This is a genomic window from Flavobacterium sp. GSA192 (assembly GCF_006386525.1).
Taxonomy (GTDB): domain Bacteria; phylum Bacteroidota; class Bacteroidia; order Flavobacteriales; family Flavobacteriaceae; genus Flavobacterium; species Flavobacterium commune.
In genome coordinates this window covers 103958-127634 of record NZ_VAHC01000005.1, presented here as the reverse complement: position 1 = coordinate 127634, position 23677 = coordinate 103958, and the positions used below count along the sequence as shown (strand labels likewise).

The 23677-nt window shown below is 35.0% G+C and carries 22 protein-coding genes; all 22 read left to right on the top strand.

Going from position 1 to position 23677, the window contains the following annotated elements:
• Window positions 1-65 precede the first annotated feature (65 nt).
• The 22 genes from purB (at window position 66) to FDM27_RS11380 (ending at window position 23676) form a co-directional block, all read left to right on the top strand.
• Window positions 66-1412, top strand: coding sequence for an adenylosuccinate lyase (gene purB, locus FDM27_RS11485; protein ID WP_071183542.1), 1347 nt, complete (start codon window positions 66-68; stop codon window positions 1410-1412).
• Window positions 1413-1551: 139 nt separating this feature from the next.
• Window positions 1552-3789, top strand: coding sequence for a cation:proton antiporter (locus tag FDM27_RS11480; RefSeq protein ID WP_071183543.1), 2238 nt, complete (start codon window positions 1552-1554; stop codon window positions 3787-3789).
• Window positions 3790-4011: 222 nt separating this feature from the next.
• Window positions 4012-4911: a DnaJ C-terminal domain-containing protein gene (locus FDM27_RS11475; protein WP_071183544.1), complete on the top strand. Its 900-nt coding sequence runs from the start codon at window positions 4012-4014 to the stop codon at window positions 4909-4911.
• The gene (locus FDM27_RS11470; RefSeq protein ID WP_181161664.1) at window positions 4908-5201 is read left to right on the top strand and encodes a chaperone modulator CbpM; all 294 of its coding nucleotides are present in this window, start codon (window positions 4908-4910) and stop codon (window positions 5199-5201) included. The genes FDM27_RS11475 and FDM27_RS11470 overlap by 4 nt, the downstream gene beginning before the upstream one ends.
• 107 nt (window positions 5202-5308) lie before the next feature.
• Window positions 5309-8032 carry a family 78 glycoside hydrolase catalytic domain gene (locus tag FDM27_RS11465; protein ID WP_140486613.1) on the top strand — a complete coding sequence of 908 codons (2724 nt, stop codon included), beginning with the start codon at window positions 5309-5311 and terminating at the stop codon, window positions 8030-8032.
• A gap of 25 nt (window positions 8033-8057) precedes the next feature.
• On the top strand, window positions 8058-8879 hold the full coding sequence (locus FDM27_RS11460; RefSeq protein WP_140486610.1) for a polysaccharide deacetylase family protein: 822 nt from the start codon (window positions 8058-8060) through the stop codon (window positions 8877-8879).
• A 157-nt stretch (window positions 8880-9036) separates the two neighbouring features.
• A complete protein-coding gene (locus FDM27_RS11455; protein ID WP_140486607.1) occupies window positions 9037-9492 on the top strand; it encodes a MarR family winged helix-turn-helix transcriptional regulator in 456 nt (151 codons plus the stop codon).
• Between the two features lie 7 nt (window positions 9493-9499).
• Window positions 9500-10132: an NAD(P)H-dependent oxidoreductase gene (locus tag FDM27_RS11450; RefSeq protein ID WP_071183548.1), complete on the top strand. Its 633-nt coding sequence runs from the start codon at window positions 9500-9502 to the stop codon at window positions 10130-10132.
• Between the two features lie 28 nt (window positions 10133-10160).
• Window positions 10161-10727 (top strand): YceI family protein, encoded by a 567-nt coding sequence (locus tag FDM27_RS11445; protein ID WP_071183549.1) that lies wholly within the window; start codon window positions 10161-10163, stop codon window positions 10725-10727.
• A 196-nt stretch (window positions 10728-10923) separates the two neighbouring features.
• A complete protein-coding gene (locus tag FDM27_RS11440; protein WP_071183550.1) occupies window positions 10924-11490 on the top strand; it encodes a YceI family protein in 567 nt (188 codons plus the stop codon).
• A 252-nt stretch (window positions 11491-11742) separates the two neighbouring features.
• Window positions 11743-13143 (top strand): anthranilate synthase component I family protein, encoded by a 1401-nt coding sequence (locus FDM27_RS11435; protein ID WP_071183551.1) that lies wholly within the window; start codon window positions 11743-11745, stop codon window positions 13141-13143.
• An 87-nt stretch (window positions 13144-13230) separates the two neighbouring features.
• The gene (locus FDM27_RS11430) at window positions 13231-13797 is read left to right on the top strand and encodes an anthranilate synthase component II (protein WP_140486604.1); all 567 of its coding nucleotides are present in this window, start codon (window positions 13231-13233) and stop codon (window positions 13795-13797) included.
• A 78-nt stretch (window positions 13798-13875) separates the two neighbouring features.
• Entirely contained in the window at window positions 13876-14868 is a 993-nt protein-coding gene (trpD, locus tag FDM27_RS11425) for an anthranilate phosphoribosyltransferase (RefSeq protein ID WP_140486602.1), read from the top strand.
• 3 nt (window positions 14869-14871) lie between these two features.
• Complete coding sequence (trpC, locus tag FDM27_RS11420) at window positions 14872-15663, top strand: indole-3-glycerol phosphate synthase TrpC (RefSeq protein ID WP_140486599.1); 792 nt, start codon at window positions 14872-14874, stop codon at window positions 15661-15663.
• A gap of 115 nt (window positions 15664-15778) precedes the next feature.
• Window positions 15779-16405 (top strand): phosphoribosylanthranilate isomerase, encoded by a 627-nt coding sequence (locus FDM27_RS11415; protein WP_140486597.1) that lies wholly within the window; start codon window positions 15779-15781, stop codon window positions 16403-16405.
• Between the two features lie 10 nt (window positions 16406-16415).
• Window positions 16416-17597: a tryptophan synthase subunit beta gene (gene trpB / locus FDM27_RS11410; RefSeq protein WP_071183556.1), complete on the top strand. Its 1182-nt coding sequence runs from the start codon at window positions 16416-16418 to the stop codon at window positions 17595-17597.
• Between the two features lie 123 nt (window positions 17598-17720).
• A complete protein-coding gene (locus tag FDM27_RS11405; protein WP_140486593.1) occupies window positions 17721-18041 on the top strand; it encodes a gamma-glutamylcyclotransferase family protein in 321 nt (106 codons plus the stop codon).
• Window positions 18042-18196: 155 nt separating this feature from the next.
• Window positions 18197-18958, top strand: a complete 762-nt coding sequence (gene trpA / locus FDM27_RS11400; protein WP_140486591.1) for a tryptophan synthase subunit alpha — start codon at window positions 18197-18199, stop codon at window positions 18956-18958.
• 251 nt (window positions 18959-19209) lie between these two features.
• Window positions 19210-19716, top strand: coding sequence for a hypothetical protein (locus FDM27_RS11395; protein ID WP_140486588.1), 507 nt, complete (start codon window positions 19210-19212; stop codon window positions 19714-19716).
• A 166-nt stretch (window positions 19717-19882) separates the two neighbouring features.
• Entirely contained in the window at window positions 19883-20437 is a 555-nt protein-coding gene (locus tag FDM27_RS11390; RefSeq protein WP_071183560.1) for a transposase, read from the top strand.
• 253 nt (window positions 20438-20690) lie between these two features.
• Complete coding sequence (locus FDM27_RS11385) at window positions 20691-22073, top strand: DUF6055 domain-containing protein (protein WP_140486586.1); 1383 nt, start codon at window positions 20691-20693, stop codon at window positions 22071-22073.
• Between the two features lie 211 nt (window positions 22074-22284).
• Complete coding sequence (locus FDM27_RS11380) at window positions 22285-23676, top strand: alpha/beta hydrolase family protein (protein WP_140486584.1); 1392 nt, start codon at window positions 22285-22287, stop codon at window positions 23674-23676.
• Window position 23677 lies beyond the last annotated feature (1 nt).

Below are 23677 nucleotides of genomic sequence, written 5' to 3'. Positions count from 1 at the left end.
CTAAAATAGCCCGAAATTCCTAAAATTCTGTCTATATTTGTGCCTTTCGAAAAAATAACAATACAATGACGACTTTAAACGAATTGAATGCTATTTCTCCAATTGATGGAAGATATAGAAATAAGACCCTTTCATTAGCCCCTTTTTTCTCTGAAGAAGCCTTAATCAAGTACCGTGTACTGGTAGAAATTGAATATTTTATTACTTTGTGCGAAGTTCCTTTGCCACAATTAAAAAACGTAAATCCTGCTATTTTCGACAGTTTACGTGCCATTTATAAAAATTTCTCTACTGCAGATGCGCTTTGGATAAAAGAAACTGAAAAAGTAACCAATCACGATGTTAAAGCCGTTGAATATTTTATCAAAGATGCCTTTGAGAAATTAGGTTTATCAGAACACAAAGAATTCATCCACTTTGGATTGACTTCTCAGGATATAAACAATACAGCTATTCCACTTTCTACAAAAGATGCTTTTGAGAAAGTATATATGCCATCATTAATTACTTTAATTTCAAAATTAAAAGAATTAAGTACAGAATGGGCAGACGTTCCAATGCTGGCACGTACTCACGGACAACCGGCTTCTCCTACCCGTTTAGGAAAAGAAATTGCGGTTTTTGTTGAGCGTATTGAAGAGCAAATGCGTTTGTTATTCAACATTCCGTTTGCGGCTAAATTTGGTGGAGCAACCGGAAACTACAATGCGCACCACGTAGCTTATCCACAAATTGACTGGAAACAATTTGGAACTAAATTCGTAGAAGAAAATCTTGGATTACACCATTCTTTCCCAACAACGCAAATTGAGCATTACGACCATTTTGCAGCATTTTTTGATGCGTTAAAAAGAATCAACACCATCATCATCGATTTAGACCGCGATATCTGGACTTATGTTTCGATGGAATATTTTAAACAAAAAATCAAAGCAGGAGAAATTGGTTCATCGGCTATGCCACATAAAGTAAACCCTATTGATTTTGAAAACTCAGAAGGAAACTTAGGAATTGCCAACGCTATTTTCGAACATTTATCGGCTAAATTGCCTATTTCAAGATTGCAACGTGATTTAACGGATAGTACTGTTTTAAGGAATATTGGTGTTCCAATGGGACACACTATCATTGCTTTTGAAGCTACTTTAAAAGGATTGAACAAATTGTTATTGAACGAAGCTAAATTCCACGAAGATTTAGAAAACAACTGGGCTGTAGTGGCTGAGGCTATCCAAACGATTTTACGTCGTGAGGGGTATCCAAATCCTTATGAAGCTTTGAAAGGTTTAACCAGAACCAACGAAGCGATTACTAAAAAATCAATTCATGAATTCATTGGCACATTAGAAGTTTCGGATGCTATTAAAGCCGAATTACTTCAAATTACGCCAAGCAACTTTTTAGGAATCTAATTATAAAAAACACATTTCTTTCAAAAAGCTATCTTAATCGATAGCTTTTTTTATAAATATGTGTTAATTACATAATAAAATTGCACAACAAAAGTCCTTTTACTATATTTAGCATAATTGCAATAATAAAGAATAATATATGAGTACAGTATCGGCAGTTGCTGAGGCATCACACCATTTAAAGCCTTTAATTAGCGATTTAGGTTTAATTCTTATGACTGCGGGAATTGCGGTTTTAATCTTTAAAAAATTAAAACAACCCTTAGTTTTAGGTTATCTGATTGCCGGATTTTTGGCAGGAAACCATTTTGATTTTTTCCCTTCAATAAAAGACATTAAGAGTGTTGAAATTTGGGCTGAAATTGGAATCATCTTTTTACTGTTTAGTCTGGGATTGGAATTTAGTTTTAAAAAGCTAATGAAAGTAGGTGGCACCTCCTCTATTACCGCCCTAACCCAAATTATAGCAATGGTGTGTATTGGTTTTTTAGTAGGACAATGGATGGGCTGGTCCACGATGAATAGTATATTTCTGGGAGCCACACTTTCTATTTCATCTACAACAATTATTCTTAAAACCTTTGACGAATTAGGCGTTAAATCACAAAAATTTGCGGGAAACGTTTTTGGTGCTTTGATTGTCGAAGACATTGTAGCCATTGTAATGCTGGTTTTGTTATCGACAGTTGCTGTAAGTGACCAAATTTCAGGAACTTCATTATTACAATCTATTTTTAAATTAGTTTTCTTCTTAATTATTTGGTTTTTAGGTGGAATTTTTATTATTCCTACTATACTAAAAAAAGCAAAACATCTTTTAACTGATGAAATGCTGCTGATTATTTCATTAGCATTGTGTTTGATGATGGTAGGTTTAGCCGCCAATGTAGGTTTTTCTCCTGCGCTGGGTGCTTTTATCATGGGTTCTATTATTGCCGAAACCACTCAGGCAGAACACATTGAACATTTAGTAAAACCGGTAAAAGATTTATTTGGTGCTGTATTTTTTGTATCAGTGGGAATGCTTATCGATCCCGATACTTTAATTACCTATGCAGTTCCGGTTAGTATTATCACTCTGGTAACTATTTTTGGAAAAGCACTAAGTTCTACATTTGGTGCCTTATTATCCGGTCAGCCCCTTCGACAATCTGTGCAAACAGGAATGAGTTTAGCGCAAATTGGTGAATTTTCATTTATCATTGCTTCTCTTGGAATAAGCTTAAAAGTAACTAGTGATTTTTTATATCCCATTGTTGTAGCGGTTTCGGCAGTAACTACTTTTACCACTCCTTTTTTAGTAAAAATGGCCGATCCTTTTGCGGGCTATTTAGAAAAAAAATTACCCCGAAAATGGATTAGAAGAATCGATAGATATAGTGCCAATGCTCAGGCCATTCGTTCCGTAAGCACCTGGCAAGTAGTTATTAGAGCTCATTTACTCCAGATTGTGCTTCATACCATCATTATTACTTCGGTTATTTTGCTGTCTTCAAAATATGTGTTGCCTTTAGTTGAAAACTCTAAATTTGGTAATGCCATTGCCGCATTAATTACTATTGTTATCATTTCTCCTTTTTTATGGGCACTTTCACTGCGTCGTGTAGCAGTAAAAGAAGTCGATCAGTTATTTGAAGAACGAAAATACCGCGGACCTATTTTGATGCTATTCTTTATCCGTATGGGATTAGCAGTGTTTTATATTGGATTTTTATTAAATATCTTTTTCTCACCTTTAATTGCCATTTTTGCTTTAGTAATGGCCATTGTAATTTACTTGCTATTTCCTAAACAATTGCACGAGCAATACCACAAAATTGAAAATCATTTCCTGACAAACCTCAACGACAGAGAACAAAAGAAAATCGACCGTCGTTATGCGAATCTAAACCCCTGGGACGGACACATGACTACTTTTGAAATTTCGAAAGAATCCAATTTGGCAGGGAAAACGCTTCGTGAAATAAAAATGAGAGAATTAGTAGGCGTTAATATTGCCTACATTAAACGAGGGGAAATTATTATTCAAATTCCAAACAAAAATGAACGTTTGTTTCCCGGGGATGAAATTTGTGTAATTGGTACCGACGCTCAAACAAAAGAATTTTCTAAATTTCTAACCCAGCACGAAGTTGAAGTTGCTAATACTATCACCGACGAAATTATTTTACGTCAGATAGAATTGACTAATGAAGAATTTATAGGACTTAGCGTAGGACAATCTAAACTAAGAGAGCGCACTCACGGTTTATTAGTAGGTGTAGAACGAAAAGGGCAACGCATGCTTAATCCCGAATCGAACATTGTTCTGGAAAAAAATGATTTGTTATGGCTGGTGGGCGATAAAAAACTAATGGCTGAAATTTTCAAAGAATAATTCTTTTTGATCATAAATTTAAAATACCTGAACGATTTTTTGTTCAGGTATTTTTTTTTGTTTTTATTCTAAAAATAAAGTCTTTAGATGTCCTATTTGAATTGAAATTTGAGTAAATTTATAGTAACAAGATAAACACAACATCAAGTTTCTTCTTGCTGTTTCCTGTCGGAAATTCTATAAGAGCACTAACGGAATAGTAATTCTTAAAAACAATTCAACATGGCATTTATAGACTATTACAAAGTATTAGAAATTGACAAAAAAGCAACGGATGCTGAAATAAAAAAAGCCTACCGAAAATTAGCTCGAAAGTACCATCCTGATATTAACCCGAATGATAAAGAGGCTGAAAAAAAATTCAAAGAAATCAATGAGGCTAATGAAGTGTTAGGAAATACCGAAAAAAGAAAAAAATACGATGCTTATGGCGAAAACTGGAAACACGCCGCCGAATACGAAAAAGCCAACCAAGATCAAAGATATTATAATCAAAGTCAGCCCCATGAAGATTTTAATTCATACGGCAGAGATGGTGATGATTATTCTGATTTCTTCGAATCTTTATTTGGAAATAGCAGCAGAAGTCGCCATAGAAAACAACAATACAAAGGCACCGATTTTAGCACCGAACTGAGTTTGGATTTAAAAGAAGTTTATACCACACACAAACGCACCATTAACATCAACGGTCAAAACATTCGTTTTACTATTCCCGCAGGAGTTGAAAATGGTCAAACTATTAAAATAACCGGACATGGTGGAGACGGCATCGGCGGAGGTCCTAAAGGCGATTTGTACATTACTTTCTCCATAAAAAATCATCCTGATTTTAAAAGAGACAAAAACAATTTGTACACCAACGTTACTGTTGATTTGTACAAGGCAGTACTAGGCGGCGAAATTACCGTAAACACTTTTGACGGAAAAGCAAAACTAAACATAGCTCCGGGGACACAAAACGGAACCAAAGTAAAACTAAAAGGAAAAGGTTTTCCCGTTTACAAAGAAGAAGGTCATTTTGGCGATTTATACATTACATTCCAAATCAAAATCCCCACAAATCTCTCTTCTAAAGAACTTGAATTATTCAATGAACTATCTAAATTAAGAACATCATGAGTACCGAAAACTTTATTCCGATAAACACACTTTGCCAACATTACAAACTGGAAATCGGCTTTTTTAATAATCTCAACGAAAACGGACTAATAGAAATCCAGCTGGTGGATAACATCCAATACATACACAAAGATTCGATTTATGAAATCGAAAAAATAGTGCGCATGCACAAAGAATTAGACGTAAATATTGAAGGGATTGACATTGTTCTAAACTTACTTCAAAAAATTGATGCCCTGCAAACAGAATTACACAAGGTCAGAAACCGTTTATTATTGTACGAAAACTAAATTGAACTTAACAATCTATCAGGCTAAAAAACCAAAAAAAGCAGGAAAGCTAAATCGATTATTTTTTATATTTTGGCAACCAATTAAAAAATAACAAACTGCTATTAATGAAATCCATAAAACAATTTTTAATTCTATTATTCCTAGTTTTTTCGTTTATCCAAACCAATGCTGCCAACCCAAATCCTCCTTTTAATCTGCGAAGTTTTGACAAACAAAATCCTATCGGAACAAACGACAAACCCTACTTTGGATGGTATCTAAGTGATCCCGATACTAACGAAATTCAATCGGCTTACCAGATTATTGTTTCTTCAAGCTTAGCTAATCTAAAAGCGAACAAAGCTGATATTTGGAATAGTAAAAAGACCAATTCCAGAAAACAGAATTATATTTATTTAAATGGTATTACTCTTAAAGCTGCCACTACTTACTATTGGAAAGTACGTTGTTGGGACAAAGATGGAAATGCGAGTTCCTATTCGGCTCCTGCAAATTTCACCACCGGTTTATTAACGAATACGGATTGGGCATCGGCACAATGGATCAAAAGAGATTCTAAAGACAACGACGATTATACTTATTTTAGAAAAAAAGCCCGTCTTCCGAACAAAACCATCAAAAAAGCAATCACCTATATTTCTGCCTGCCACAGTTATGAATTGTATGTTAATGGAAAATTTATTGGAAAAGGATTCAATAATCATTATCCACAATACAGCTATTATAATGCCTGGGATGTTACTGCTTTACTAAAGAAAAACACCGTAAATCTATTGGGCTGTCTTACACACTGGTATGGTGGTGGTCAGGGTCGCGCTACTGGAAGCCGTGGCATGATTTTAAAAACCATTATCGAATATACTGATGGCTCGAAAACCATTATTGGAACCGATAAAAGCTGGAAACAAACACAGGCTTCGCAATGGATTCAAGGACAACCGCAACGTGGTGGCGAAGGCGTAGGTAGAATCGAGTTTGTTGACAACCGAAAAGCAATTGCTAATTGGAACACCGCCAAATTAGACGATTCTAATTGGAACAATGCCATCGAAATTGGTCCACATCCTACTGCTCCATGGACCGGAACTTTACAATCTGATTTAACCCGGGTTATTGAAAAAGAAATCAAACCAACGGCAATAAAAAATCTAGGCAACGGAAAATATATTATTGATTTAGGCAAAATATATGCGGGTAGTTTTAAAATTAATTTTAATGAACGCATTGCCGGAGATACGATTAAAATGTTAGGTGGTTACCAATTAAATGAGGATGGTACTACTGTAAATCCAAAAATGAATCAATCTACCAATTTGTCTTTTAAATACATCCCAAGCGGAAATAATTCCGTTTTCAATCCTCATGTCTATTTTGGGATGCGTTATTTACAAATTGACAATGCTCCAAACGAACTAAATCAAAATAATGTAAGTTTTATCAGTCGTCATTTCGAATTAGATGCAGCGCGTTCTTCATTCGAATCTTCAAATGAGATGCTCAATAAAACCTGGGATTTAATGTTGCACACTTTGATTTTGGGAGCACAGGAAGATTTTGTAGATACTCCTACCAGAGAAAAAGGCGCATTTTTATTAGACAGTTGGTCGCAAGCAGTTCCTGCTATGAGTGTCATGTACGACCGAACGATGAATATGCGTGCTTTGAACCAATTTCTTCAATCTCAAGATCAATATTGGCCAGACGGACGATTGAATGCGGTTTATCCAAATGTAGATGGTGGAAGAGACATTCCTGATTTTACCCAATCTTTTTTAGTTTGGGTTTGGGATTATTATACGCAAACAGCAAATATTGAATTTTTAAAATCCAATTATTCGCGTTTGAAAAAAATTGCCGATTACGTCAGTACTTATAAAAATGACAGCACTGGATTAATTCATAAACTAAAAGGAGGAAAAGGCCCTTATGAATTTGGAATCATCGATTGGCCGGCAACCATGCGTTACGGTTATGATATGAGTGTTGAATCCAGAACAGTTATTGATGCTTATGCTTACGAAGATTTCAATATTATTTCGAAAATTGCCACAGTTTTAGGTAATGAAGCTGACAAAACACTTTATGCAAACAAAGCCGAAGCAATCAAAAAAGCAATCAATACACTTTTAATCAATCACAACGGTGTCTATATTGACGGAATAAACAATACTCAAAATATGAGTACTCATGTTTCGCAACATGCTAATATTCTTCCTTATGCGCTGAATATTGTACCTGAAGCCAATAAAAAACAGGTCATTGAGGAGATTAAAAAGCAAAAAATGAGCATCGGAATGGTTTGTCTTCGGTGGTTACCAGAATCACTTGGTTTGGCTGATGAAGGAGAACAGCTGATTGATTTATATACCAATACTGAATGGGATGGTTGGGCTAAAACTATTGCTCTGGGAGGTACTGCTACTTGGGAATCATGGGATGCTAATACAACTAACCAAAGCATGTCACATCCTTGGGGAGCAGTTGGATTATTAGGTATGCAAAATTACATTTTAGGAATTACCGCTTTAGCTCCACAACACGAAAAAATCCAAATAAAGCCATTATGGTTTGGAAATAAACTGACTTCTGCGAAAGGAACTTATGCAACTGATAAAGGAGACATTCAAGTAGATTGGAATTACACTAATGCTAAATATCATTTAAAAATTACTATTCCTAATAACAGTGATGCAAAAGTATATTTACCAAAATGTGGTAAAACCGGAACTACAATCAAATTAGACGACAAAGAAGTAACCGCTACCGAAGAGGGAAATTATCTTTATATTGATGACATTGGTTCGGGAGAACATCACTTAGAGCGATAATTGATTTTCGAAAAAACAAACAATAATGTCAAAAGAAAGGAAAGCGAGTCCCATTATAAAATCAAAATCAATAGTTTTGCTTTTCTTCCTTTTTGCATTTTGTTTTTCATCAGCTCAAATTTTAAAACGACAAATCCCTGATAAATTAGTCGTATTAACTTTTGACGATGCGCCTGTGAGTCAATACAGCATTGTAGCTCCATTATTAAAAAAGTATGGTTTTAAAGCCACTTTCTTTGTCTGCGAATTCCCACCTAATTTTCGCGACAATTCTAAATATATGAATTGGACGCATATCAAAAAATTAGATAAAATGGGTTTCGAAATAGGCAATCACACTCAATCGCACAAACACGTAAACAAACTGTCTAAAGAAAATTTCATTCAACAATTACAGTATATAGAAAACAAATGCGATTCTCTTAAGATCAAAAAGCCACTCAGTTTTGCTTATCCCGGCTATGATTACAGCCTTAATGCCATCTCTACATTGCAGGAACAAGGCTATGTTTTAGCCCGTGCCGGAGGCAGCAGAGCTTACAATCCCTTAGAAGACCATCCGTTTTTAATTCCTAGTTGGGCTACCAATGCTGCCAATAAAGACCAAATTATCGCTGCTCTTCAGGAAGCCAAAAACGGAAAAATTGTGGTACTAACCATTCATGGGGTTCCAGACATCGAGCATCCATGGGTAAACACTCCTCCTGATTTGTTTAAAGAATTTCTTAATTATTTATATAAAAACAATTACAAAGTTATTGCTATTAAAGATTTAAACAAATACATTGATTTTCCAAAAGCAGCAAAAATAATAGCTATTGACACTTCTAAAAAATACAAGAATTAGACTTTAAATATTTTTTTTGATTAAAAAAACTACGCAAACCCTCGTAAAAACTAGGACTAACCCTTTTCTAGTAAAAAAAATTAAAAAAAACTTCAACATATTTGTATATACAAATAAAAAAAGTGATACATTTGTACCAACAAATAAAACAACTGGAATGAAAATTGAAGATGAAATAAAAAGTACGGTTGAACTAAACCTTTCTAAAAAAATTATTCTCAACATCATGTACACACAAAACATTCTGAGTGAGAAGTTTAATGAGGTTTTAAAACCATATGATTTATCAGGAGAACAGTACAACGTATTGCGAATTCTTAGAGGTCAAAAAGGGAATCCGGCTAATATGTGTGTCATTCAGGAGCGAATGATTGCTAAAACCAGCAATACCACCCGCTTAGTTGACAAATTATTATTAAAAGAATTAGTAACGCGAAATGTCTGTCCGGACAACCGAAGAAAAATAGAAGTATTGATTACCCAAAAAGGATTGGATGTTTTAAGCGAATTAGATCCTAAAGTAATAGAACACGAAAATGCCCTGACCAGTAATTTAAACACTGAAGAATTAGAACAATTAAATACATTATTAGAAAAATACCGAAATCAATAACAACATCATGAGCAAGTTTATAGAAAACCAAAACTGGAGATACGCAACAAAGAAATTTGATGCTACCAAAAAAATCTCAAACGAAGATTTAAACATTTTAAAAGAAGCAATCCGCTTGAGTTCGTCTTCTTACGGATTACAACCTTATAAAGTAATTATAGTGGAGAGTCCTGAATTAAGAGCTAAAATTCAGCCAGCTGCATGGGGACAATCGCAAATAGTTGAAGCTTCTCACCTTATCATTTTTGCAAATGAAACCCAACTTGACGAACAACACATTGACGATTACATTAGCAATATTAGTGAAACCAGAAACATTCCGGTTGATTCATTAGCTGGGTATTCCGATTTCATGAAATCAAAAATCCTAACACTTCCTGAAGACTCTAAAAATATCTGGACAGCCAAGCAAACTTATTTAGCCTTAGGAAATTTGTTGAATGCAGCTGCGGAATTAAAAATTGACGTTACTCCAATGGAAGGATTTGTTCCTGAACAAGTAAACGAAATTTTAGGATTAGAAAAACTGGGATTAAACACTTCACTTATTGCAACATTAGGTTACAGACACGAAGAAGACGCCACACAACATTATAAAAAAGTTAGAAAATCACAAGACGAATTATTTATCACTCTATAATTATTAATCAAATTTAAATCAAACAAAAATGAAAAATTTAAAAACAATTGCAATAGCATTATTCGTAGCAGCGGCTGGTATTTCAGTAAACGCACAAACTAAAAAAATTGACGCAAAAGCATCTTCTATCAAATGGGTAGGTAAAAAAGTAACCGGAGAGCACTCTGGAACTGTAAACTTCAAAGACGGAGCTGTAGTATTAAAAGGGAAAAAACTAGTTGGTGGTAGTTTTACTGTTGACATGACTTCTCTAACAGCTACTGATTTAACCGGAGAATACCAAGGAAAACTGAATGGTCACCTGAAAGCTGACGATTTCTTTGGAACTGAAAAATTCCCAACTTCTACTTTGGTTATCAAAAAAATTGGTGCAAAAGCTAAAGATGTTTATGCTGTAACTGCCGATTTAACTATCAAAGGAATCACTAAACCAGTTAATTTTGAACTAGCTGTGAAAGGAAATACTGCTACAACTGCATTCAAAGTGGACAGAACTAAATATGATATTAAATACGGTTCAGGAAACTTCTTCCAAGGTTTAGGAGACAAAACTATCAATGACGATTTTGAATTGGCTGTTGCTTTGAAATTCTAATCATATCCCCATTTTACTTGAATAACCCCAGCATTTTTGTTGGGGTTATTTTTTTATTTATTTTTTTCAATTCACAACATGCTTTTATTGCTTTTTTAATCAAAATCTTGTGCTTTTATTGTAACTTTGAGAAAACGAACACCTTACAACAATAACAACAAACAGAAAATTAGTATTAACTTAAACCATACATAAAATGAAAACCTTAAAACTACTATTCCTGGCTGTTATTTTCTTATTTTCTTTTACAATCGCAAAAGCGCAGGCTAAAAAAATAGATGTTGCTAAAAGTATTATCACCTGGACAGGAAAAAAAATCACCGGAGAACATGAAGGAACAATAAAATTTAAAGAAGGTGAACTTATTTTTAAAGACAACAAAGTCACCGGAGGGAATTTTGTTGCTGACATGACCACTCTTGACAACACGGATCAAACCGGAAGTTCAAAAACAAAACTGGAAGGACACTTAAAATCCGATGATTTTTTTGGAATTTATAACTTCAAAACTTCTATTTTGACTTTCAAAAACATCACCAGCAAAGCAAACAACACTTATACTGTAATTGCTACCCTAACCATTAAAGGTATTTCACATCCTGTAATTTTCGATTTGATTGTTAAGGGAAAAACAGCTACAGCTAATTTAAAAATTGATCGAACAAAGTATGATATCAAATATGGTTCGGGAAGTTATTTTGATGATTTAGGCGATAAAACCATTTATGATATGTTTGAATTAAAAGTTGACCTGGTCTTTTAAAATGAATTACAAACAAATCCAAACAATATTTTATACTTGAAAATTTGAAAAATCAAATTACATTTATATATTTGCAATATGAAAACAATTACAAATAATACTTGGTGGTGGAACAATTTACGTCAATAGTCGTGAACTAAGCTCCTATAGTATTATTATCTATAAATATAAAAAGGCTTGTCATCACGACAGGCCTTTTTTTGTGCCGAACGAGATTAAAACAAATGCTTACAAATTTTAAATTTATTCCAATTGAAACAATTTAAATTAAATACAAAATTCAAACAAATATTGGCTGACACCATAACTCCTGTTAGCGTGTATTTTAAAATAAGAGATAAATTCCCTAATAGTCTTTTGCTGGAAAGCAGTGATTATCACGGAAATGACAACAGTTTTTCCTATATCTGTTGCAATCCTATTGCTTCGATAAAGATTGAAAATGAAACTATTTTCAAACAATTCCCTGACGGAACTACCGAAACCATCGCTATCGATGCTCAAACGAATATTCCGGAAGTAATTCAGCAATTCTCAGGGCAATTTAAGTCGGAGAAAAGCAATTTCAAATTCATCAATAATGGTTTGTTCGGATACATTTCTTATGATGCGGTTCGTTATTTCGAAAAAGTAACTATCGCCAAAAAAGAAAACAGCAATACCATTCCTGATGTGTATTATGCGGTTTACCAAAACATCATTGCCATCAATCATTTTAAAAATGAGGCTTATATTTTCTGTCATAGCCTAGACGATAGAAACAATATTGCCGAAATTGAACAATTGATGCAATCCCGAAACATTCCTTCCTATAAATTTTCGAAAGAAGGAGAAGGTTTCTCTAATTTGACTGATGAAGAATTCAAGCACAATGTAGCCTTGGCTAAAAAACATTGTTTCCGCGGAGATGTGTTCCAATTGGTACTTTCCAGACGATTCACCCAGGGTTTCAAAGGAGATGAATTCAATGTGTACAGAGCCTTAAGAAGCATCAACCCATCCCCTTACCTATTCTTTTTTGATTATGGCGATTTCAAAATATTTGGTTCTTCGCCTGAAGCCCAAATTATCGTAAAAAACAGAAAAGCAGAAATTCATCCTATTGCAGGAACATTCAAGAGAACAGGCGATGATGAAAAAGATGCGGTTTTAGCCAAACAATTATCAGAAGATAAGAAAGAAAACAGCGAACACGTAATGCTGGTTGATTTGGCTCGAAATGATTTGAGTCGTCATGGACATAACGTAAACGTGGAGCGTTACAGAGAAGTACAGTTTTTCTCTCACGTTATCCACTTGGTTTCTAAGGTTACAGGACATTTGCATGAAGATGCTACCACTATGCAGGTAGTTGCTGATACCTTCCCGGCAGGAACGCTAAGCGGTGCTCCAAAACACAGAGCGATGCAATTAATAGAAGATTACGAAAAAACAAATCGTAATTTTTACGGTGGCGCCATTGGTTTTATGGATTTTGAAGGCAACTTTAACCATGCCATCATGATTCGTACTTTCCTTAGTAAAAACCATCAATTACATTCTCAGGCCGGAGCCGGAATCGTTGCCAGTTCAGACGAAGAAAGCGAAATGCAGGAAGTATACAACAAATTGAGAGCCTTAAATGCGGCTTTGGATTTAGCAGAAACTATTTAAAATTAAATGACAGACAAAAAGTTAAGAGTTAAATGTTAAGCAGCAAAACGCATAACCCATAACTCATAACACTCAACTTTAGATAAAATGAAAAAAATATTAGTTATAGATAATTACGATAGTTTCACTTACAATCTGGTACATTATCTGGAAGATTTGAATTGTGAAGTAACGGTGTATAGAAACGACGAATTTGAATTAGACGAAATTGCTCATTTCGACAAAATTCTTCTTTCTCCTGGACCTGGAATTCCTGATGAGGCAGGTTTATTAAAACCGGTTATTGCCAAATATGGCGCGACCAAAAGTATTTTTGGTGTTTGCCTTGGTCAGCAAGCCATTGGCGAAGTTTATGGAGGAACGCTTTCAAACTTAGACAAAGTGTATCACGGAGTAGCAACCTTGGTAAAAACGGTAGTGAATGACGAAATTTTATTTCAAGGACTGGAAAAAGAATTCGAGGTGGGTCGTTACCATTCATGGGTTGTTGATGCAACTTTACCCGATGTTTTAGAAGCGACTTCTTTTGACGAAAATGGTCAGGTTATGTCTTTGCGTCACAAAACATTTGATGTTCGCGGAGTACAGTTTCATCCGGAAAGTGTGTTGACTCCTAACGGAAAGAAAATGCTGGAGAACTGGGTAAATTCATAGTATTCAGTTAGCAGATTTCAGTAAATCAATTATAAAAAACATTGTGCCTTTGTGCCCTTGTGGCAAAAAAACTTTATAATGAAAAACATATTAAACAGATTAATCAATAACGAATTACTTTCTAAAGAGGAAGCTAAAGACGTTTTGGTTAACATTTCTAACGGAAGTTACAATCCGAGCCAAATTGCTGCTTTCTTAACCGTATACATGATGCGAAGCATTAGTATTGACGAATTGGCAGGATTTAGAGAAGCACTTCAGGAATTATGTGTTCGTATTGATTTATCCGATTACAACACCATTGATTTAGTAGGTACCGGAGGAGACGGAAAGGACACTTTCAACATTTCTACTTTAGCTTCTTTTATAACTGCCGGAGCAGGAATAAAAGTAACCAAACACGGTAATTACGGAGTTTCTTCTATTACGGGTTCGAGTAATGTGATGGAAAGTTTAGGTATCAAATTCAGTAATGATTCTGATTTTCTAAAGAAATGTGTGGACCAGGCCGGAATTTGTATTCTGCACGCACCATTATTTCATCCTGCCATGAAAAATGTGGGACCTATTCGAAAAGAATTAGGCGTGAGAACCATTTTCAATATTTTGGGGCCAATGATTAATCCATCGTTTCCAAAAAACCAATTGTTAGGGGTTTTCAACCTTGAATTGGCTCGAATGTATGCTTATCTTTATCAAAATACCGATAGCAATTTCACGATTGTTCATGCCTTAGATGGCTATGATGAAGTATCTTTAACAGGAGCTACAAAAGTGATTACGCATAGCACAGAAGGAATGATTAATCCCGAAGATTTTGGTGTTCGATTAATACAACAAAGCGAAATCGAAGGCGGAAAAACCGTTGAAGAATCAGCTCAAATGTTCTTGAATATTATTTCCGGAAAAGGTACTGAAGCGCAAAACAATGTGGTTTGTGCCAATGCGGCTATGGCAATCGCAACAGTTACAGGATGTACTCCATTAGAAGGATTTGAACAAGCCAAAGAAAGTTTATTCTCTGGAAAAGGATTGACCGCTTTGAAAAAATTACAAGATTTAAGTAAATAAAAAATGAATATACTCGATAGAATCATAGTTGACAAAAAAAGAGAAGTCATTCTTAAAAAATCAATCATTCCGGTTTCCCAACTGGAGGCTTCGGTTTTCTTTGGAAAAAAGACCATTTCTTTAAGCAACAATTTAAGAAACAGCAACTCTGGAATCATTGCCGAGCACAAACGTCGTTCGCCTTCTAAGGCAGAAATTAATTATGGTTTTACGGTGGAAGAAGTAGTAAAAGGATATGAAAGTGCCGGTGCTTGTGGAATTTCGGTTCTAACAGACGGAAAATACTTTGGCGGTTCTTTAGACGATTTATTATTAGCCAGAGCATCGGTAAATATTCCGCTATTGCGAAAAGAATTCATTGTAGACGAATACCAAATCTTAGAAGCTAAAGCGCACGGAGCTGATTTGATTTTGCTAATCGCAGCGGTTTTAACCCGCGAAGAAATCAAATCGTTATCTGAATTTGCAAAAAACCTTGGATTAGAAGTTTTATTAGAAGTTCATAATCAGGAAGAGTTAGAAAAATCAATTATGCCAACATTAGACATGATTGGTGTGAACAACAGAAATTTAAAAACTTTTGAAGTAAGTCTGGATTTCAGTAAGCAATTGGCTCACCAAATTCCGGACGAATTTGTAAAAGTTTCCGAAAGTGGTATCAGCTCTGTTGACGCTATCAACGAACTAAAACCTTATGGTTACAAAGGATTCTTAATAGGAGAAAACTTTATGAAAACGGACAATGCTGGAAAAGCAGCGACGGAATTTATTGAAAAGTTAGAAGTTAGAAGTTAGATTTCAGAAGGCACAAGGCACAAGGCAGAAGGCAGAAGGCAGAAATTAGAACACAAAGCTTTGTGAACTTTGCGCCTACTTAGTACACTTTGTGGTTAAAAAAAAATAGAACAAAATGAAAACCAAAATCTGCGGCATGAAATATCCCGATAATATTCTCGAAGTAGGCTCGCTCCTACCCGACTATATGGGATTTATATTTTGGGAGAAATCGGCTCGGTTTTTTGACGGCTATATTCCTAATTTGCCTCAATCTATTAAAAAAGTAGGGGTTTTTGTCAATGAAACCGTCGAGAATATTATCGAAAAAGTTCAGAAACACGATTTACAGGCCGTGCAATTACACGGAAAAGAATCTGTAGAATTTTGTTTAAATTTGAAAACTCAATTAGCTGCTGATATTGAAATCATAAAAGTCTTTTCGGTTGCCGATGATTTTGATTTCTCAGTACTGGCGCCATTTGAAGCCGTATGTGATTATTTTCTTTTTGATACCAAAGGAAAATTACCCGGAGGAAACGGAACCACATTTGACTGGAAAGTTTTGGAAAACTACCCTTCGACCAAACCTTTCTTCCTGAGTGGCGGAATAGGAATAGAAGAAATAGATGCTGTCAATGCAATATTAAAAACCAATTTACCCGTTTATGCCATTGATGTAAACAGTAAATTTGAAATAGAACCGGGATTAAAAAACGTACAATTATGTAAAGATGCACTAAAACGCATTGATACCAATTAAAACATATAAAATGTCATACAACGTTGATGAAAAAGGCTATTATGGCCAGTTTGGAGGAGCTTACATTCCTGAAATGTTATATCCTAATGTGGAGGAATTACGCCAACAATACCTGAAAATTACAGCTGAACCTGAATTTAAAGCTGAGTTTGACCAATTATTAAAAGATTATGTAGGACGTCCCAGCCCATTGTATTTTGCAAAAAGACTTTCTGAAAAATACAATACTAAAATCTATCTGAAAAGAGAAGATTTAAATCATACCGGAGCGCACAAAATCAACAATACCATTGGACAAATCCTTGTCGCTAAAAAACTAGGCAAAAAACGTATTATTGCCGAAACTGGTGCCGGACAACACGGTGTGGCTACAGCTACAGTTTGTGCTTTAATGGGCTTGGAATGTATTGTATATATGGGCGAAATTGACATTGCTCGTCAGGCGCCAAACGTTGCCAGAATGAAAATGCTGGGTGCAACTGTTCGCGCTGCCCTTTCGGGTTCAAGAACGCTAAAAGACGCTACTAACGAAGCCATTCGCGACTGGATTAACAATCCTGTGGATACGCATTATATCATTGGTTCTGCAATTGGACCTCATCCTTATCCTGATATGGTAACCCGTTTTCAAAGTGTGATCTCTGAGGAAATCAAATGGCAGTTAAAAGAAAAAGAAGGTCGTGAAAATCCTGATTATGTAGTGGCTTGTATCGGTGGTGGTAGTAACGCTGCCGGAACTTTTTACCACTTTTTGCACGAACCTGAGGTAGGAATCATAGCGGTAGAAGCTGCAGGAAAAGGAATCCATTCCGGACACAGTGCTGCAACAAGTAAGCTTGGAAAAGTAGGTATCATCCACGGTTGTAAAACCCTTTTGATGCAAACTCCTGACGGACAAATTACCGAGCCTTATTCTATCTCGGCTGGTTTGGATTATCCTGGTGTAGGACCTATGCACGCACATTTAGCCGAATCAGGTCGTGCGGAGTTTTTCTCTGTTACTGATGATGATGCCATGAATGCAGGTCTTGAATTGTGTAAACTCGAAGGAATCATTCCTGCTATTGAATCTTCACACGCTTTGGCAGTATTAAACGACAAGAAATTCAAGCCCGAAGACGTGGTGGTTATCTGTCTTTCAGGTCGTGGCGATAAAGATTTGAATAACTACATAGAATATTTTAAAATATAATTAGGGCGTTACCCGCCGCGGCGGGTCGGGCTGTACGTTCCCGCTTCCCGATAAAAATCGGGAGAGCTCCACTACCATCCCTAACGCAAACAACAAGAACGTTCAATTCTCAAAACAGAACAAATGGAAAAATTATTCGCATACGGAACCTTAAAAAACAAAGAGATTCAGGAAAATATTTTTGGACGTACTTTAAAAGGAACCCCTGACAGACTCATAGGTTTTGTAATTAACTATATCGAAATTGAAGAGGAATTTGGACTGGAAAAATATCCTATCATCGTTGCTACCGGAAACCCGGATGATATAGTTAGCGGACTGGTATATGATATTTCCGAAAAAGACGTTTACCTCGCCGATACCTATGAAGGTTTGCACTACAAACGCATCGAAGTAACCCTAGAATCCCTGCAAACTGCCTGGGCGTATATTGTTACCAATTAAAAACAAACTGACAGCATTAACTTTTAAAGTTAACGTTTAAAATAATTTAACCATTAAGAGAATTTAAACTTAACTTATCTTAATTCCCTTAATGGTTCATCAAAAAACAAGCTTAAATTGATAACTCAATTTGTGGTAAAAATCGAAACTTTACAATGAACAGAATCGAACAAAAATTACAAGAAGACAAAAAGATACTTTCCATCTACTTTTCGGCGGGATATCCCAACTTGAACGATACGGTACAAATTATCCAGAACTTAGAAAAAAGTGGCATTGACATGATCGAAATTGGCTTGCCATTTAGCGATCCGTTAGCCGATGGCCCTACTATTCAGGCGAGTTCTACAACGGCTTTAGAAAACGGGATGACCTCTCAAATTTTATTTGACCAGTTAAAAGACATCCGTAAAACGGTATCGATTCCATTAGTAATCATGGGGTATTTCAACCCAATGTTGCAATATGGCGTAGATGCTTTTTGTGCTAAATGTGCCGAAATTGGTATCGATGGCCTAATCATTCCTGATTTACCGGTAGATGTGTATGCCGAACAATACAAGGCTACTTTTGACAAATACGGTTTGATCAATGTGTTTTTAATTACACCACAAACTTCTGACGAGCGCATTCGTTTTATAGACAGCGTTTCCAGCGGATTTATCTATATGGTAAGCTCGGCAAGTGTTACGGGTTCACAGGCAGGATTTGGCAACGTACAGGAAGATTATTTCAAGCGCATTGCCAATTTGAATTTAAAAAACCCACAAATTGTAGGATTCGGAATCAACAATGCAGAAACCTTTAACCAGGCTACTCAATATGCTAAAGGTGCTATTATTGGTAGTGCGTTTATCACACACTTAAAAGAAAACGGCAGTGGAAAAATTGCTGATTTTGTAAAAGCGATTCGATAGTTTTTACTTCTTATAAATTTATTTTACCGCAAATTCGCAGATTTAAAATTTTGTGAATTTGCGGTATTTTTTTTGAATACAACTCGCTTGCTAAAAATTGAAAGATTATTTTTATATATTTGAATACAACTAAAATCTGACTATCACTAGTAATATGTACGTTGTATGCAATATTAATAAATAGCAGTAAATATCATACTTTTTCAAACTGAAAAAGTATTTGCTAAAGCTAATTAAGAAAAATTGAAAGGATGAATTTGTTAGAAATTGACGACAGAGCTGAAAGTTTAAATTTAATAATAATTGGACTTGAAAATTCAATTCAAACAATAGTCAAAAAAAATAAAGAAAATGATTGGTACGATGGAATTTGGATGAGAGAAGATAGCGAACCAATTTATGGTTTGGCTTTTATTGCTTTTCAAAATTATATAAATGGAAGTATAAATGATTTATTTGACAAACCTGATAATAAAGCACAATATTATAAAGCAGACAAAAAACATAAAGATTTTGAGAGAACCCAAATTGAATTAATAATTGGACTTGCTAATTATTATAAACATAAAGATTCAAAATTTCATAATGGAACAGTCGAAATATTGAAATCATTTAATTTAGACCATAATAGTGAAAACGTAATAGATAATTCTCCAATTTTTGAAGGATTAGAAATTCTTAATAATGAATGGAACTTGTTTGAAATCAAAAAAATAGTTACAGATTACAGAAAAAATCTTTTGAATATAAAAATGTAAAAAACTCATGCATCTTATTACACAACCTCACCAAGCGGCAGAACGTCAGGTTGTGAAAAAAACCCAAACTGGTGCTCGATTGCATCGAGTACCTACTTACATAAAAAGACAAATGGTAGCGTTTGCAACGCGGCTCGATAAAAAATAATTCTTAAACAAATAAACGATGCCTGAGAAATATAAAGTTATTGATAGTACCGTACCCACTTTTATAACGATAACAATTGTAGATTGGGTAGATTTATTGATAAGACCAATCTATTGTAACATCTTAGATGATTCTTTAAATTATTGTATCAAAGAAAAAGGATTAAGTGTACATGCCTATGTTTATATGAGCAGTCATATTCATTTAATTGCTACAGCATTTGATGGTGAGTTGCAAAATGTTATTCGGGATTTCAAAAAATTCACTTCAAAGAAACTAATAGAAGCTATCAAAGAACATCCCGAAAGCAGACGGGAATGGTTGTTGCGAAAATTTAGCTATGAAGCGCAAAAATCAGGAAGAGCGAAAGATTACAAATTATGGCAGGATGGCTTTCATCCGATTATATTAGATACTTTAGAAAAGATAGAACAAAGAATAAATTATATACATTACAATCCTGTAGAAGCCGAAATCGTTTTTCATGAAAGAGATTATGTCAATAGCAGTTATAGAAACTATGAAGAAGATAACACTGTTTTTTGTAATGTAAATGTAGAACCTTTATGGTAAGTTGTTAAATTAGCCGCGTTGCAAACGCTATATTTAGGGATAACAAAGTAAGTAGGTACTCGATGCAATCGAGCACCAGAGAAATTTTTGTAATGTAAATGTAGAACCTTTATGTTAAGTTGTTAAATTAGCCGCGTTGCAAACGCTTTATATAGTAATTACAAGTAAGTAGGTACTCGATGCAATCGAGCACCAGAGAAAAATGCCCAGAGAAAAATACTCCAAGTAAGTATATGTAACAAAAAAACAAACCATGAAACAACTTAATTTCTTTAAATCTTTTTTTATATTTTCTATTATCTTAAGTTTTTCTAGTGCTGCTGCTGTAAGCATTCCTTCTAACTCAAAAACAACAGCTCCTGTAAATTTCAACTATACCTTTGGCGAAAAACCCATCGGAGGAAAAGAAATCTATATCCCAATTGAATTGAAGAATAATGATTTCAATGCTGACGATAGTGAATGGAGTTATCAAAGAAGTGCTTCTTCCGATAATATCATTATTTTTTGGGCAAAAGGATTTGGACAATATCCTGACAAAGCTCCAAATACAAAACTTTGCGTAGATATTAATAATACATTGGCAAAGGCCGAAAAATATTATTCCTATTATCGCGACACGATGAAATTTGTGGTAAAAGGAAAATCAAAAACAGATCAATACCGAATGATTATCATACTCCGCTATCAGGAAGAATGGTTGGCTACCGGAGCGGGTTATGATAATACTATTGGGGCTTTATGGGTTAATCCCTGGGCATTAAGAACCGATTCTGCTCTAGCGCATGAGTTTGGACATACTTTTCAATATCAAACCGCCTGCGACGGAAATTATGGTTTTAGAGATCAAAATTATGTGGGGCAATTTTGGGAACAATGTGCACAATTCATGTCATGGCAAATCAATAACAGCAGTTTCACACGAGAGATTCCTCATTTCTTAGAAAATGTACACAAGCATTTCTCACATGAAGATTATAGATACCAATCGATGTATCTAATGGAATTTTGGAAACAAAAACACGGAATTGATTTTTTAGGAAAACTATGGCGAGGCGCTAAAGTACCTGAACATCCGCTGCAAACCTATAAAAGAATTACAGGAATCAATCAGGAACAATTGAATGATGAGTTTTTTGAATATGCCTGCAAAAATATTGCCTGGGATTATCCTTTGGGAGTCCACAATAAGTCATTTATTAAAGGATTATCTTCTGTAGATCAAAAAAAACACAGACATCATACAACACTTGAAGTTGCTGACAATGGTTATTATAAAATAGCCAACAAGCAAATTCCTCACATTTATGGCTACAATGCCATCCAACTTAGTGTTCCGAAATCAGGAACGAAAGTCACTGTAGATTTCGAAGGATTAAATGGGCAATGGTCTTCCATTGAAGGATGGCGTTATGGTTTTGTTGTTATTAATGAAAATGACACCGCTATTTATGGTAAGATGAGAAAAGCCAAACAAGGTACTGCCAAAATCATGACACCTCAAGGAGCCAAAGAACTTTGGTTAGTGGTAACGGGAGCTCCTAGCGAACACAGAAACCATGTGTGGGATGACAAGCCTGACAACGATGAAAATTTTCCGTATAAAGTTAAATTTACAAATACAACTATTCAATAAGTGAAACGGTTTGACTTTGCTAAATCATTAAAAATCCGCTAAAATCATTCGCTGTAAATGCTGCATTTTAGAAGTTGCAAATAGTAGTTAACAATGTGTAATCGAGTCCAAAATTAAGTTACTACAAAAAATATAATTTTCAACTCAATATGTACGGAAAATCCTTTTCGTACCAATCTACAAAATCCGTAACTTAACATCAAAAACAATTATGACTAAATTTTCCTTAGTACTCATTGCAATTTTAGCTTCAATTGCTGTAACAGCCCAGGACATTACAGGACAATGGAATAGTGTTTTGAAAGTGCAGGGCACACAATTTCGTTTGGTTTTTAATGTATCCAAAACAGATGACGGATATAGCGCCACGATGGACAGCCCGGATCAAAATGCAAAAGGTATTCCTGTAACTAAAACCACATTTGAAAACTCAAAAATTAAATTTGATATTGCAAATGCAGGAATTGAGTACAATGGAGAATTAAAAGATGATGAAATTGTAGGTATTTTTAAACAAAATGGACGTGGTTTTCCTATGAATTTGTCTAGAAAAGTCATTGAAAAACAAATTCTAAAAAGACCGCAAGAACCTCAAAAACCATATCCTTACTATTCAGAAGAAGTCACATTTCAAAACAACGCAGCTCATATTAATTTAGCAGGAACGCTGACATTGCCTAAAAAAAGTGGCACTTTTCCGGCTGTCATCCTGATTTCCGGCAGTGGACCACAAAACAGAAACGAAGAGTTATTAGGACATAAACCCTTTCTTGTAATTGCCGATTATTTGACTAAAAACGGAATTGCAGTTTTGAGATGCGATGATCGGGGCGTAGGACAATCAAAAGGAAATTTTAAAACAGCAACTTCCGCCGATTTTGCAACCGATGTCGAAAGTGCCGTTGCTTATTTAAAAACCCGAAAAGAAATCAATAAAATAGGCTTAATAGGACATAGCGAAGGAGGATTGATTGCACCAATGGTTGCCAATAAATCTACAGACGTTGCCTTTATTGTTTTGCTGGCTGCTCCCGGAATTCAAGGCGATCAAATCCTTTTACTACAGCAAAAGCTAATTGGGAAAGCATCGGGAATTAGTGAAAATGATTTGCAAAAAAATGAATTAATCAGCAGAAAAACCTATGCCATTGTAAATAAATCAAACAGTTTGGAACAACTCAACACTGACTTAAGCAATTACCTAAAAACAGTTTTAAAAGACAATCCGAAAAACGAAAAACCAACCGCAATGAGCGATGACGAATTTGTAAAACTTCAGGTGAGTCAAATAGCAACTCCATGGATGCACTATTTTATCACATACAATCCGGCTCCTGCATTAGAAAAAATAAAATGCCCTGTTTTAGCACTAAATGGTGAAAAAGATTTACAAGTACCGGCTAACGAAAATATCGAGGCTATTAAAAAAGCATTGGCGAAAGCCGGAAATACAAATGTAACGACAAAGATTTTCCCTAACCTAAACCATTTATTTCAGGAGAGTAAAACAGGCGTACCAACTGAATATGCAACAATCGAACAAACATTTTCACCATTGGTATTAGATGAAATAACCAAATGGATTAATACGCAAGTAAAATAAA